Raw genomic sequence first — 13,740 nt, 5'->3', positions numbered from 1 at the left:
TGCCATGCTTCTTAATCACAATATCGTCAATCCAAACCTTGAAGGATTCGTTTTCATCCTTGCGGACTTCGAGACGGAAGCCCTTGAAGTTGGACCATGCGAATGGGAGCATCACTTCACGCGTGTTCTTCGCATCCCAGTAAACACCGGTATTGCCGAAGAGCTTCAGAGGAATACTGAAGTGCTTCCATTCGGTCGTAATTTCGCCAAGGCTCTTGGAACGGAGCTTCACCTGGAGGGATTCGCCGTTGCTCTTCACGCCATCGTCAACGAGCACGAACAAGGCATTTTCGCCACCCTGAGCACCCTTGATCCAGAATTCGAGCACGCCTTCTTCCAAATAGGGAGTCAAATCGACAGAACCCGCAATACAAATGGCGACACCGGAGTAATCGCTTGCGATAAGCTCGATTTCCATGGAGAGTGCACCTTCCATGGCATACTTATCCGTGAGCACCGGTTCGGGGTTTTCACGCGGATACTGGTAAGTGTAACCACCACCACGAGGAATAGCCTCGCGCATGACAACGGTGACAACTTCCTTATCAGGACGGAACGGCTTAGGATCCTTCATGACAAAGTGAGACTGGTCGCGGTCGCGGTAATCGCTAAAGCCGTAGCCAGCAAAAGAAGATGAAGCAAGAAGCATCGCCGCTAGAGCGGACTTCCAAATGGCTTTTTTTAAGTTTCCATTCATAATAGGTACAATTCTCCAAATTCGGATCACCTACAATATAGCTTGTTTTTTGAGAAAGTCGAATAGTCTCTTTGCAAAAAAGGCTTTGCAAAGCACGATCCATCAACGAAATACTGCGTTTTTCGCCCATAAATGCCGGACTCAAGCGTAAACAGAAAATTTTTTTCACCGTTCGTTACCGAATGTTTACAAACTAAAGCTGTTGACGGATATCACAATGGACTCAAGCGTAAACAAAAGATGCACTCATTGTTATTTTTTTACATTTTCTTTTTGTGTAAATTTTGAGAACAGGGAAGAATGGGTTCCACTTCTTTTTTTGGGGGTCACCATGATCAAACGTTTTCTTTCAGCATTATCCATCGGATGCGCATTCTGGGCATGCGACAATTCCATGCCATCGGATTACATAAGTGGAGATACACCTACCAGTAGCAACAGCAATCCAAATGTCGTAGCTGTAGATTATTCCTTAGGAAGGGCCATGAACGCAAGGCTTGGGCGTGGCATCAACTTGGGCAACTCCTGGGAATCCGAAGGACATGACGACAGCGGCTGGAACAATCCCATCCGCGACTCGGACTTCACCACCATCAAGGCCGCCGGCTTCAACTCGGTGCGTATCCCCGTCCGTTGGCAATACGATTCCGACTACAGCACGCATACACTTAGTCCTAGCCGTTTGAAAGGGGTCAAAGACGACATCCAACTCGCCATTGATAACGGGCTTGCCGTCGTCGTGAACTTCCACCATTATTTCGAGCTCAACTGCGCTGGCGGCGGATATTCCAATTACGGCTGCAAATACGATGCCGCCAAATACGAAGCGGAAAAGGCACACTTCCTTAAATTGTGGTCACAACTTGCGAACGAATTGAACTCATTCCCCGACAGCATGCTCGTCCTGGAAATCCTGAACGAACCTGTCATTCCTAAAATAGATCTTGTAAACCAGCTGATGAACGAAGCACATGCAGTCATCCGTACATACGCACCGAACAAAACCATCATGTTCGAAGCAAACAGCTATGCAAAATTCGGACTCATCTCTTCTATGAAACTACCGCAAGACGGGAACATTATCTTTACCGGTCATTATTACGAACCCTACCAATACAGTCATCAGGGACAACACGGTCATCAATGCCTTGGCGATGCAGCATACTCAAACTCGGCTAGCGAGAACTTGATGTATTACAAGAGTCTTGCAAAAACAAGCTATCCTGATGTAAACAAGGTTGACCAAGTCCCGCTGAACATGGGCGAATTTGGCATTGCCGGTGGAAGCGATATGGGCACATGCACATACTATGACAAGGACGGTAACCCAATCGAAGGAGTATGGCCATCCGACCAGAAGAAAGCCGAATGGGCTCAAAAAACAGCACAAGCAGCCATCGCGAACGGCATTTCGTTCCACTACTGGGGATTCACACAAACTGGCGGATTCGAAGCCTACAATTATTACAAAAATACCTGGTATCAGGGATTCCCGCAGGCCTTGCTTCAGTAATTACGATTACGGGCGAACGAGAGAGCCGCCCCAGTGTTCATCGAAAAAGGCTTGGAACAAAGGTTCCGGGCCTTTTTTCAGTTCTTCGATAACTTCGGCGATGGGGCGTTTACCCCGGTAAAGCTCACGATAGGTGCGTTCAAAAAATGCAATACGTTCTGGCGGAAATTCATCCGCATGGATGCGGAGCGCATGGAGATTCAAGGCTGCAAAGCGGATGGGGTTCCCGAACGCACGGCTGCACGGAGGTACGTCGTAATCGACCTTGAGCGTGCCACCCACAAAAGCGTAAGCCCCCACCTGGTTCCTCTGCTGCACTGCAGTCGTGCCACCAAGAGTCGCATACTTGCCAATGCGCACATGTCCACCGAGCTGGCAGCCATTTGCGATGACGGCCCCTTCACCTATTTGGCAGTCATGCCCCACATGGGCATAAGCCATGATGAGGACACGCGGAGCAATGCGCGTACAGCCTCCACCTTGCACCGTTCCGCGGTTGAGCGTCGTGTATTCGCGAATGATGCAATTTTCACCAATTTCAAGACGAGTCGGCTCGCCTGCGTACTTGAGATCTTGTGGAGGCGCTCCTAAAATTGCACCGTCATAAACGTGTGTATTCGCTTTAACCGTCACGCTACCATAAACATGCACACGAGATTCGAGCACCACATTCTCGCCAATTTCAGCACCCTCATCGACAATGCACCAAGGGCCGACAACAGCGGTTTCATGAACTTTTGCGGATGGATGGACAAATGCGGATGGATGGAGCATTATAAGTGGTTAGTGGTTGGTGGTTAGTTGACAAGGATGCCGAAGGCGCAGTTACTGGCAGTAATTTAGAAAAAGATTCTAGTAAATGCAGGTGGGTATGGGGTGTGGGCACGGCGCTACGCGTCCATGAGGTGTGGGCAAATGCTAAAAGCCTTGCACTTTTTCTTCTCTCGTAATCCATAAATGAAAGTCACTCGACTTTGAAACTCTTTCTAAGCTTTTCTATGAGCAACGAGGAGGTGTTCGCGGCAAAAGCACGAGCTATTGCATGCGTTTTCCTCTTTTTATATATTCTTTCATAGATTTCCTTAATCCCGCTGACAGCGTATTTGTTCCGGGTGGGTAGTTTCACTATCTGCTTGACGCGGCCACTCTTTGCAGGCTAGACAAACCTCGCAATTCGATGGCAGGCACCCTGTGGGGAAGCAGGCCCCACTGCGATCAACGTAGAGCACCGTCTGCAACCTAGAAAAAATCTTGTGGACGTAAAAACCTTGTCGCAACAGGTTTGCAACGGAAGCTATAAGCGACCGTGGGTGTTCTGCGTCTATTCCTTTAACTTTTTGTGGTTCTCCCCGCCTTACGGATTCCGTCTGCAAGCTACAACAAACAACTTAACAAACGGAGTCTCTATGAATAGAGAACAATATGCAGAAATGCTGCATACCATCAACAGCATTCACAAGGCTAACGGCGATGTCCACAAATGCATCGCCGAATACCGCCAAAAATTCAAATACGTCTATTTTTACAATGACACCATCATCAAGCTGATTCTCGGCAATCCTGAAAACGAAAAGATTACGGCAAATCTTTTCAATGCCATTCTCAAGCTGGATGGGGCCAACAGCATCGACAACTTGACTTTCGTGAATCCGTCCATGGACAGCGTGCTCTGCAAGAGCATCACCTCGGACATTGTCGCACAAAACAAGCATTTGGAACGCATTGTCATGGAAGTCCAGCATGTCGAAGACGAAACCTACAGCGACCGGTTGGTATTCTACACCGCAAAGCACACCATGGCAAGTCTCGCTCACGGACAAGGTTATCTGCTCCACACCTTGAACCTTATCAGCCTGCAAATGTTTAACGCTTTCCCCGAATCCAAGGACTATCTCCACAGCGTTCGCCTCAAGAATCAAGAAAACAAAGAATTTTTCAAAAAGCAGACGATCTCCCTCGTGGAAGTCCCCAAATTCCTCAAAGGCGATTACACCTCGGACAACAGCTTGCTTGCCCAATGGCTGCGCTTCGTCGATTCCCTGAACAACGAAAAGCCGCTCGACGTCCCCAAAGATTCGATTTTCGCCCAATTGCAGAAGAAAATGGAATTGAGTATATTTACAGAAGAATTTCTCGTCCATGAGGCTATGGCTATGAGCGACCGCGAATACGAACTTTACGTTGAAAAAAAACATGCCCGCAAAGAAGGCCTTGAAGAAGGTCGTGCCGAGGGGCGTGAAGAAGGACGTGTGGAAGGACGTGCGGAAGGACGTGCGGAAGGACGTGCGGAAGGTTTCACCAAAGGCTGCGATGCAACAATCTCCATTTTGCGTAGCCTCGGCGTGTCTGACGACAAAATCGCCGCAGCAGAAGCTCAGTTGAAAAAATTGAATCCCGCACCGCAAAAATAACAGGGAATAAAGTCTTGCAAATCCTATGGACTTCGGTTCATAGGATTTTTCTATTAAGCGATAAAACACCTTCGGTGCCAAACTTCACTCCAAAGACTTGTGAAACAAGCCGACCCCATTGCCTTTAGCCTCGAACCGCCCCACTGTTTACTAACCACTAACCACTGTTTACTATATTTCCCCCCATGGGTGGCATTATTATCGCATGCCTTGCAGCACTTTACGTATCCTTGTTCCTATTCTTCATCATAGGACTGTTAAAGACGCATCGCTACAAAGGCCCTAAAGCGACCCCAAGCGTTTCTGTTGTAGTGCCGATGCGAAACGAAGAGGAGTTTGCAGAACGTACGCTCGAAGCCCTTGCGGAACAAGATTACGCCGGAGAATGGGAAGTGATTTGCGTCGATGACCGTTCTACGGACCGCACGCGTGAAATCCTCGAAACATTCGCTGCCACGCATCCGCGATTCCGCGTGCTCTCGCTCCCACAAGATTTGCCAGTCATCGCAAGCCCCAAAAAGCGAGCCCTCGAAAGTGCGTTCAAGATTGCAAAAAACGAAGTGCTTTTGACAATGGATGCCGACTGCATCCCACGCAAAAGCTGGATTACCGCAATGGCAGGGCGGTTCGTCGATGGCATCTGCATTGTGCAAGGCCCGAAGCAAAACAACGGCACACGCTCCATGCCGCACCTTTACCAAAAGCTAGAAACGCTCGGCTACACCGCAATGGAAGCCGCCGGGTTTAGCCTTGGCCGCCCGATTGTCGCAAGTGCCGCATGCCTTGCGTACAAAAAAGAGCTATTCTTCAAGGTGGGCGGGTTCGGCGATCTCATCAATCTTTCGAGCGGCGACGACGACATGCTCATCCACAAGATGATGAAAATTCCAGGAACGAAAGTTTGCTACAACCTCGACAAAGATGCCGTAATAGAAACAGCTCCGGTGCATACATGGAAACAGCTCTTCAACCAGCGCGCCCGCTGGAGCAGCAACGGCACGAACTACGAAAGCAAAGCTTATATCTTGATGCTCACGCTTATTTACACGTACTACATTTGGATGTTCATCAGCCCCTGGTGCGTCGCATTTCTCGATTGCCCTTGGCAGTGGAGCATGTTCAGCATTTTGCCCAAGTTTATCGTTGACTTTATATTCCTCTCCATCGCCTCATGGAAATTGCATTCCAAACGCCGCATGTTCGCGTTCTTGCCCGTGGAACTGATACAAATTCCGATGATTGTGTTCTGCGTCCCCGCAGGAATTTCAGGAATGTTCCGGTGGAAGTGATTTAGACGAGAGACTAGAGACGACAACCATACAAGGCGAGCGACGCGACCAACGAAGTTGGGCATGGCCGAGCCGAATGGTTGGGACTAGAGCGAAGCGAGAGTCCAAAGACGATAGACGAGAGACTTTTAAAGCCCATTCGTCTCTCGTCTGTAGGCTCGTTAGAGCCGTTCTTTCGTCTGAACCTTCGCCCAGGCGATGGCTTCTTCGGCGTTCTTGATTTTGCCGTCAAGTTGCAACTCAAAACTCTGCTTGATGATTTCACCCATCTGCTTGCCCGGCTTTATTCCCAAATCCATGAGCATTTTGCCCATGAGGTATGGCTGAGGCGCCGATTCCAGCAAATTAAGGCTAGCCGCTGCTTGCCACAGTTTTTCGGGGAATTCCGCATCGCCCGCCTCTGCATAAAATTTACGCGGAGTCGCTTTCACGAGCAGGCACAAGAGCTTTAATCCGCCAAGCGTCACTGCCAGGCGACGTAACGAAGGAGCATCATCAACTATCGCAAATTCAAGTCCGCTGTACGACTTCAACAGCTGCGGGACATTCTTGAGCAAATGCGTTTCGTTCGTAATGCGTTCGAGGAACTGGAGCGACGTATCGGGATTTCCGCAGAGGAATGCGGCAAACGCAAACTCCATCGATTGAGCATCCGAAAGCATCATGCATTCGGCGCCCTCGCCACCAACGCCCGCAAGGGTGCGTCGTAGGCACTCCATATTGTCAAGCATTTCGCCCAAATCATCCCACGACTCACGTAGCGGATAAACTTCTGGGAAAAATTCATTCAAGCGAATATCCAAAAACGCACGCAATCCAAGCGACGGCTTGCCCGGCTTCAACAGCCACTTTTTGAATTCTTCGAACAAACGCTCTATGGAAAGGTCAGCCAGCGAAAGCGTCTTGCAAAGTTCAACCGTCTCCGGCGCAAGCGTAAGCGCAAAACGGCTCGCAAACTGCACACCTCGCAAAATACGTAAAGAGTCCTCGACAAAAGCCGGCCCCACATGGCGAAGCAGCCCCTTTTTCAAATCATCGATTCCGCCATACGGATCACACAGCGTCAGTTCCGGCAGCTCCATGCCCATCGCGTTAATCGTAAAGTCACGACGGAGAGCCGCTTCCTTGAACGAAAGTTTTTCGTCAGTATGCACCACGAAACCACGATGACCGTAACCGACCTTGCTTTCTGTACGCGGAAACGAGAAGTCCAGCGAAAGTCCCTTCATCGCCAAATGAATGACTCCAAATGCCTTCCCGACCAGATTCGTACGCCCGTATTTCTTTAGAATAGGGACAAGTTCATCTTGCGTTAAGTCATAGACTTCGACATCGTAATCGCGGCAATCCTTGCCTAAAAGCGCATCGCGCACCCAGCCGCCCACCAAAAAAGCGCGTCCACCCGCTTCGCGGATTTCTCCTGCAATGGCAAGCAAGCGATTGGGCAAATCCGGGTCAAAGTTCACACCCGCAAGGGTAATTACAGATGGCATTACTGTTCTGCCCCAGCAGACGAAGCTGCATCAGCCGAATTATCGGTTCCAGCCGATTTGTAACGGTCGTAAATGCTCATCGTCTTTTCTTCAGAAGAATCTTGCAACAACGTAGAAACAGGAATTACGCTTTTGGAGGTATCGCTTGCAGAAGCACCTTCTGTATTGGCAAACCGCTCGTAAATGCTGCCGTTGGACATGCCCGATTCTTGCTTTTTCTTAGCTTCTTCGTCCCGGCACATATTCAATTCATTTTCTAGATATGCACGCTGATCCGGAGAATAATTCAACGTACTCAAGCGGTATTCAATTTCTTCGCAAACGAGTCCCTGACGCTCACTGGCGCAGCCATCCAGTAAAAAAGCCACAGCCCAAAATCCCAACATTCCAATAAAAAACTTTTTCATAACATACTCCTTGCCATCAATGGACAATTAAAAGCTTGCCTTTCTTCGTCTTGGAACCACCACGGATAACATATTGATAAACGCCGGGAGCCACAAGGGTTCCATTTTTCATTTTTCCATCCCATTCAGCACGTCCACCCACAACATCGTTTCCTCTAAGCGAAGCAACAAGCTTGCCACCACGATTATAGATACCGATAACAGCATCATCCGAAACGTTGTCAAAAACAACATACGGTTGGAGTTTCGGACGGAACGGATTGGGATACACCTTGACACCTGCACTAGCATCCTCTGTCATGTTACCTTCGGTACCACGCAAATCGTTCCTTCTGTAACGAGAAACACCCGTTTCATGCGCGAACCAGACCATCCCCAATTTTGAATCCACCGCAACGTCTTGAACCTTGTCGCTAAGGAGACCTTGACGAGTCGTAAAATGAAGTACAGACAATGTATCAGGATTTGTCTCACGCGGAGTCAAGCGGTACGCCCCCTGCGTCGATGTACCCACCCAAAGATTTCCACGGCTATCAACATCAATACTCGTAAACCCAGATCCCGTAAGTCCATTCGTTGAAAGCGGATACCTCAAGGAATCCTGATCATCCGTCCAATACAAAAGGGAAGACCCGGTCACCATCCACACATAACCCGTATTCGGTTCATAAGTCAAGTCAAGAGGTGTCGATAACGCACCGGAATACGTTTTTCTCGAATTCTCGTCAACCCTAGAAATTCCACCTCCGATAGTCTTTGGAGACGGAAATTTAAACACGTCCAGACCACCCGTCGCATCGGTAGATGGGGCATCACGCGTACCCACATAGACAATCCAATCGCCATTGGTCTCATCTACACGTGCAAGCATAGGGCCACCAATTGATGCACTACCAACATAATCGGCACAAGACATATTGCCATTAAGATCGACGTATATCAAGCTGTACCCTTTATTCGAAGCGGATGTCGTCAAAAAGCCATTTCCGTCAGGCGCAGGTGTCGTCGCCACAGCGATAGTATAAGGAGTATAATCAAGATAACTGCTCATGCAATGATCTTCTACCGCCATAAACGAGTGTTTAATATTATTTCCCCAATCAGAATATAAAGAAAAGGCTACCCCCCAAATATGGTAAAATACATTCCCATCGGAATTGGCAGACAGGACCTTCATGTTATGCCCACGTGCATCTGCATGATTCCCTTGTCCAAAAAAGGAAAGCACAGGTTTTGTCCATTCATTGCCATTAGAATAAGAAAAATATCCGTCTTCGGAAGCCGCTAAAACTCCACCTACAGAAAGTGCCTGAAGTTCATAAGCACCGCCTATCGCAAAACGTTCATATACAGTCCAATCCTGAATTTTTTTACCATCGTAGTAAAATACATTTTGAGGTCCTGCTAAAATGGCCTTCCCAGACGGAAGCAATTTGAACCATTGAACTTTAGACTTGTAATAATAACGTCCGGCATTCTTTTTTTCTTGCGCCGCATTCACACCCACAATAGAATCTCGTTCATACAAAATAGAATCCTTCAATACTTTTCCACGGAGAACGACACACGGAGCCGAAGAGGAAAATACGGAGAACGTATCGATAGTCGCATGCGATTCCCCATCCTCGTCCCAAAGCCACATTCCCTCCGTCGAAAAAGCTTGGAGCTTACCTTTTTTCCAAGCCAGACTCTTGATGGAGCCATGACTAGATACATTTTTTACAACGTTCCATGTATCTGGGTTGTTCAGTTGCACATCCTTCTCTAAATTTTCCCAATCCATCTTGCGAACATAAAGCGAACTGCCTATGGCAATATACAAAGAATCTCCATGAACATCCATCGCCGTAATAGGACTTACAACCAAGGAAGCATTTGCAATTCGATCAATCGTCAAAATAGAAGTTAAACTGTTCAAGCTAAAAAACGAAAGCCGGTCCTCAAAAGCGATAACCATGACAGAGCCCGATAAACGCACCATTCCCGGAATCACATGCACGTTACTGCCTGCATACGAGCGGCTGAGCATTTGCCAACGGCCATCACTGCCCAATAGTGAAATGTAGCCGTAATCACTGATGGCATATATACCGCGTTCAGAAGTCACAACACCACTTATAGACTGGTCGCCCAAGCCTCTTGAAGTGGTGTACAAGTCATCATCAACACTTGTCTTATAACGGACACCGCCTCCAGTCGCCATGAGCAAACCATCGCCAAAGGGCACCGCAGCCTTTATTGGAAACGGACTTGAAAAATTGAGCCATTCATCAACAGCGAAACTCGTCGTGACGATAGTAAGGATACAGATAAGATTAATAAATAATTTCACGTTCTAAAATTACGAAATTATAAAAGTTTTTCAACTCGCACATTCAATAATTTCACGCAAAGAGACGGTTCGCCCTGTCAATTTTTTTATACTTTCCTGTTGTCCCAACATTTTTTCACGCATTTTTCTAAAAGCCTCCATCCGGCGATTGACAATATTACTTTTTGAAAGTCCAATCAGGCGGCTTATTTCACGAACATTAAACCCTCCAACCACAGACAACTCCACAATCATCCTATCCAGTGGAGTCAACACATCGAGTAAAATCGCGAACTCGTTCATGACGGCATCTTCGCTTACTTCATCTTCGGGCTTTAAGTCACATTTAAAACCGACCGCATCATAAGTCGCGCTTGTGTCACACAAGGTCGAAACAGGTATTAAGCGAACCCCCTCCCTTTTTCTATACTTACTATAATGGCAATGTAGCAGAACCTTTTCCAGCCAAGGATAGAGATATACCCCATTATTCAGCACGTTCGCATTTTGGCAAAACTTGAGAGCTACCTCCTGAAACAAGTCATCCGCTTCGTCTTTCGTTGCACATTTGGACCGGCACAATTTGTATATTCTGTTCGAGTATTTTTTCCAGACACTCCCCACCCAATTCGGGAGACTCTTACCAAAGGAACGATTATGTGACATAAAGATTTTATTTCCGATATTTTTTTATTTTTCTCCATGAGACTTAATCTATGAAAATTTTAAACAAATTTCACTTTTTTGAAAATTTTGCAAACAACCGTTTGCAAAAAACGTCATTTTGCATTCTTTTGTTTGCATTTGCCGCCTTTTCGCAAGAATTCAACATGAACAATATGCCCCCTCCAGAGGCCGGCATGCGCTATTCTTTGGGTACTTTGAACAAAGAATCAAGTGTTACAGTTGAAATTACAATTCCAGATAATTGGCACGTGAACGCAAATATCGCCGCCGATGAATTCTTGAAGCCATCTTCCATCGAAATTTCAGCGAAAGGCATCCACTTCGGTGCCCCACAATGGCCTGAACCCATCAAGGAATACAGCGAAGCGCTCGACCTCGAAAACCTCGTTTTCAAGGGATATTTCCAAATCAAGTTGCCGATAGATAGCGTTGACGCAGATTACGACACGCTCACGACGCAGGCGACATTCCATTACCAAGCTTGCGACAACTCCATTTGCCTCGCACCTTCGAGCGTCACGTTCGGAGTGGGAGCTATGGGCTTTAACAAAAAAAACAATAACGCCGCAAGCACGGTCGGGAATGGCACGAACTTAAAAAAAAACGGTGACAGCGAACAAGGGAATGATGAAGGTTCGTTAGCAAACGCATCGGAAACCCTGCCTGATAACGCCACTAACGAGGGAAATTCCGCGGGCACACTTGTTTTGCTTTTGTCCGCACTGCTTGGCGGTTTAATTCTGAACCTCATGCCATGCGTGTTGCCGGTGCTTTCGCTGAAGTTGTTCAGTCTCATCAAGCAGGCGGGCGAAAGCCGCAAACGCTTGCTCATGCTGGGTTCTGCAACGACAATCGGCATTCTCGCAAGCTTTTGGCTCTTGGCCGCCATCGTCGCCGCCGTCAAAGCCGGGGGCGGAAACGCAGGCTGGGGCATGCAATTCCAAAGTGCCGGATTCATCGCGTTCATGGTCGTCATCTTGAGCGCGTTTGCCATGAGCTTTTTCGGAGTTTTTGAAATTTGGCTCCCCGGAAGTGCAACGACCAAGATGGACTCCGCCGGGAGCAAGCAAGGACTTGCGGGGGCTTTTTTCACAGGGGCGCTCCTCGTACTTTTGAGCACGCCTTGTTCCGCACCGTTTCTCGGCACCGCTATGGGATTCGCGTTTACCGCATCGGCACCGGTTCTCCTTCTGTTCTTTACCGCAGCAGGAATCGGGCTTGCACTCCCCTACATGCTCGTGAGCGCATTCCCAAGCGTCTTGAAAGTATTCCCGAAACCCGGAGCCTGGATGGTGACGCTCCAGAAAGTCATGGGCGTTCTTTTGCTCGGGACGGTCGCTTGGCTTTTGTGGGTCGTGCATGAACAGGCGGGAAACTACGGAGTCGCCGTTTTCGCAGTTATCGCGTTCCTGAGCGTCATCCTCAGTTTCGCCATCGGGAAAATAGCCCCGCCGGGAGTCGCATTTATCCGTGAAGTCGCAGCCGTCGTTGGCTCCATCGTTTTGCTCGCCGCATTCTGGTTCGCATTCGCCTCGCCCAAGTACGAAGCCGAAGTCAATGCCATCTTCGACACAAGAGCGGCACAACTCATCACCGAAGACGGCTGGTACCGCTACACGCCGGAACTCATCGAAAACTTCGCCAAAACGGGCCGCACGGTGTTCATCGACGCCACCGCAGACTGGTGCCTCACCTGCAAGGCAAACGAAGCCGCCGTCCTCAACCGCGAAGATTTCAAGCGTGCGATGGACAGCCTGAATGTTGCCCGAGTCAAAGCCGACTGGACCCGCGAAACGCCCGAAGTCAACGCGCTCCTCAAGAGCATGGGCAAGTCGGGCGTGCCCGCCTACGCCATCTACCCTGCCGGCAACAAAAGCAAGCAAATCGTGCTCCCCGAACTGCTCACGACAAATGCGATTGTAGAGAAGATAGTAGGAAGTAGGAAATAATTTCAACGTTCTTGAATCACGCCCATAAATAAATTCACATTCCCTTGCGTAACGGACAAGACGGCCTTTTGCTTGCCTAAGTGTTTTGGCCATCGGACTTGCAATTCGGTGTCGTTCATAGTTGTTTCGAATATAAGCAGACCATTAAGCGAAAAAATGCGAACATTTTTCGTTCCAGGCAAAGGCGTGGTGATATTTATTATTCCGTTTTGCGAGATGACACTTGCTTACGGCGGTGAAGTTTTAGATACAGCTATAGAAGATGCCGAAACAGGACGTGTTTCCGAAATCGCTATAAATGTTTGTTTTTTTTACATCTCATTCCTATTCGTTTATGTATATTAATTATATGATTAAAATTTTATTACAATCGGTATTAGCATTATCCATTGTTTGTCTTGCACAAACAAGTTTTAGCATTGCTCCCGAAAGCTCATCTGCTGCAGATTCACAAAATTCATGTCCTAGCATTAATCGTAAAGGTATGCAAAAAACAGAAAATGTTCCTAACAGACCCGACAAAGACAAATGGAAGTTCAATAAAATCAATATTGAAGGAGTTGTAGATTCAGTGGGTGTAGATACCTTCTTTGTTGAGAACGAATACGTCGTTTATTACAATAATACTCCAAATGTTGGAAAAATTATCAAAATAAAAGATGTCATTCTAGAGGGACCCGACAACAATATGAAACTAATATTTGATTCAAACGTAGTCTTCGTCCCATTAGAATTAAATATTTCCAAAGGGGACTCTGTTTTTATTACAAATTATTCGGCAACATTTTTCCTAGAATGTTATACACATACTAATTTACACGGGGAATTCATGGGAGAGTTTTTCGTCAATTCTCGCCCAACTACAATAATTCCTTACAAACCTCGACAAGCAAAAGTTCCTACCGTAAAAAAACGCAATAGAAACGCAGCGGGTAAATTTCTAAAAGATACTCCATCAAAAATAATCAAGTACTAATATTTTC

General features: G+C 47.5%; 12 protein-coding genes. 6 read left to right on the top strand and 6 right to left on the bottom strand.

Features of this window, described 5'->3' with window-relative positions; all coding sequences use genetic code 11:
- Positions 1 to 697 (bottom strand): carbohydrate binding domain-containing protein (locus tag IKG78_RS12555; RefSeq protein WP_290943969.1); only part of this gene is annotated, 697 nt, incomplete at its 3' end.
- A 331-nt stretch (positions 698 to 1,028) separates the two neighbouring features.
- Here IKG78_RS12555 and IKG78_RS12550 point away from each other — a divergent pair.
- Entirely contained in the window at positions 1,029 to 2,210 is a 1,182-nt protein-coding gene (locus tag IKG78_RS12550) for a cellulase family glycosylhydrolase (RefSeq protein ID WP_290943965.1), read from the top strand.
- 6 nt (positions 2,211 to 2,216) lie between these two features.
- On the opposite strand, the gene lpxA is transcribed toward IKG78_RS12550, so the two are convergent.
- On the bottom strand, positions 2,217 to 2,984 hold the full coding sequence (gene lpxA, locus IKG78_RS12545) for an acyl-ACP--UDP-N-acetylglucosamine O-acyltransferase (RefSeq protein WP_290943963.1): 768 nt from the start codon (positions 2,982 to 2,984) through the stop codon (positions 2,217 to 2,219).
- A 632-nt stretch (positions 2,985 to 3,616) separates the two neighbouring features.
- Between lpxA and IKG78_RS12540 the strand changes: the two genes are divergently transcribed.
- Both IKG78_RS12540 and IKG78_RS12535 read left to right on the top strand, forming a co-directional pair.
- The gene (locus IKG78_RS12540; RefSeq protein ID WP_290943961.1) at positions 3,617 to 4,621 is read left to right on the top strand and encodes an Rpn family recombination-promoting nuclease/putative transposase; all 1,005 of its coding nucleotides are present in this window, start codon (positions 3,617 to 3,619) and stop codon (positions 4,619 to 4,621) included.
- A gap of 185 nt (positions 4,622 to 4,806) precedes the next feature.
- Positions 4,807 to 5,910 carry a glycosyltransferase gene (locus IKG78_RS12535; RefSeq protein ID WP_290943959.1) on the top strand — a complete coding sequence of 368 codons (1,104 nt, stop codon included), beginning with the start codon at positions 4,807 to 4,809 and terminating at the stop codon, positions 5,908 to 5,910.
- 161 nt (positions 5,911 to 6,071) lie between these two features.
- Here the strand turns inward: IKG78_RS12535 and IKG78_RS12530 are convergent, their stop codons facing one another.
- Genes IKG78_RS12530 through IKG78_RS12515 form a run of 4 tightly spaced genes read right to left on the bottom strand, consistent with a single transcriptional unit; the run spans position 6,072 to position 10,787 of the window.
- Positions 6,072 to 7,403: a CCA tRNA nucleotidyltransferase gene (locus IKG78_RS12530; protein WP_290943957.1), complete on the bottom strand. Its 1,332-nt coding sequence runs from the start codon at positions 7,401 to 7,403 to the stop codon at positions 6,072 to 6,074.
- Entirely contained in the window at positions 7,403 to 7,810 is a 408-nt protein-coding gene (locus IKG78_RS12525) for a hypothetical protein (RefSeq protein ID WP_290943955.1), read from the bottom strand. The genes IKG78_RS12530 and IKG78_RS12525 overlap by 1 nt, the downstream gene beginning before the upstream one ends.
- 16 nt (positions 7,811 to 7,826) lie before the next feature.
- Positions 7,827 to 10,142, bottom strand: a complete 2,316-nt coding sequence (locus IKG78_RS12520; RefSeq protein WP_290943953.1) for a hypothetical protein — start codon at positions 10,140 to 10,142, stop codon at positions 7,827 to 7,829.
- A 30-nt stretch (positions 10,143 to 10,172) separates the two neighbouring features.
- Entirely contained in the window at positions 10,173 to 10,787 is a 615-nt protein-coding gene (locus tag IKG78_RS12515; RefSeq protein ID WP_290943950.1) for a sigma-70 family RNA polymerase sigma factor, read from the bottom strand.
- Positions 10,788 to 10,951: 164 nt separating this feature from the next.
- On the opposite strand from IKG78_RS12515, the gene IKG78_RS12510 reads away from it, so the two are divergent.
- The 3 genes from IKG78_RS12510 (at position 10,952) to IKG78_RS12500 (ending at position 13,733) form a co-directional block, all read left to right on the top strand.
- Positions 10,952 to 12,757 (top strand): thioredoxin family protein, encoded by a 1,806-nt coding sequence (locus IKG78_RS12510; RefSeq protein ID WP_290943948.1) that lies wholly within the window; start codon positions 10,952 to 10,954, stop codon positions 12,755 to 12,757.
- Between the two features lie 156 nt (positions 12,758 to 12,913).
- Positions 12,914 to 13,102 carry a hypothetical protein gene (locus tag IKG78_RS12505; protein ID WP_290943947.1) on the top strand — a complete coding sequence of 63 codons (189 nt, stop codon included), beginning with the start codon at positions 12,914 to 12,916 and terminating at the stop codon, positions 13,100 to 13,102.
- Between the two features lie 4 nt (positions 13,103 to 13,106).
- A complete protein-coding gene (locus IKG78_RS12500) occupies positions 13,107 to 13,733 on the top strand; it encodes a hypothetical protein (RefSeq protein ID WP_290943944.1) in 627 nt (208 codons plus the stop codon).
- The last annotated feature ends 7 nt before the right edge of the window (positions 13,734 to 13,740 follow it).

Source organism: Fibrobacter sp., from assembly GCF_017545445.1.
GTDB lineage: Bacteria > Fibrobacterota > Fibrobacteria > Fibrobacterales > Fibrobacteraceae > Fibrobacter.
Note: the sequence above shows the minus strand (reverse complement) of the source record. Positions and strands in the feature narration are given on the sequence as shown.

Bases quoted from the DNA above. Each gene is read 5' to 3' on its own strand.
- IKG78_RS12550 (WP_290943965.1), top strand. From the start codon at position 1,029: ATGATCAAACGTTTTCTTTCAGCATTATCCATCGGATGCGCATTCTGG.
- lpxA (WP_290943963.1), bottom strand. From the start codon at position 2,984: ATGCTCCATCCATCCGCATTTGTCCATCCATCCGCAAAAGTTCATGAA.
- IKG78_RS12540 (WP_290943961.1), top strand. From the start codon at position 3,617: ATGAATAGAGAACAATATGCAGAAATGCTGCATACCATCAACAGCATT.
- IKG78_RS12535 (WP_290943959.1), top strand. From the start codon at position 4,807: ATGGGTGGCATTATTATCGCATGCCTTGCAGCACTTTACGTATCCTTG.
- IKG78_RS12530 (WP_290943957.1), bottom strand. From the start codon at position 7,403: ATGCCATCTGTAATTACCCTTGCGGGTGTGAACTTTGACCCGGATTTG.
- IKG78_RS12525 (WP_290943955.1), bottom strand. From the start codon at position 7,810: ATGAAAAAGTTTTTTATTGGAATGTTGGGATTTTGGGCTGTGGCTTTT.
- IKG78_RS12515 (WP_290943950.1), bottom strand. From the start codon at position 10,787: ATGTCACATAATCGTTCCTTTGGTAAGAGTCTCCCGAATTGGGTGGGG.
- IKG78_RS12510 (WP_290943948.1), top strand. From the start codon at position 10,952: ATGAACAATATGCCCCCTCCAGAGGCCGGCATGCGCTATTCTTTGGGT.
- IKG78_RS12505 (WP_290943947.1), top strand. From the start codon at position 12,914: ATGCGAACATTTTTCGTTCCAGGCAAAGGCGTGGTGATATTTATTATT.
- IKG78_RS12500 (WP_290943944.1), top strand. From the start codon at position 13,107: ATGATTAAAATTTTATTACAATCGGTATTAGCATTATCCATTGTTTGT.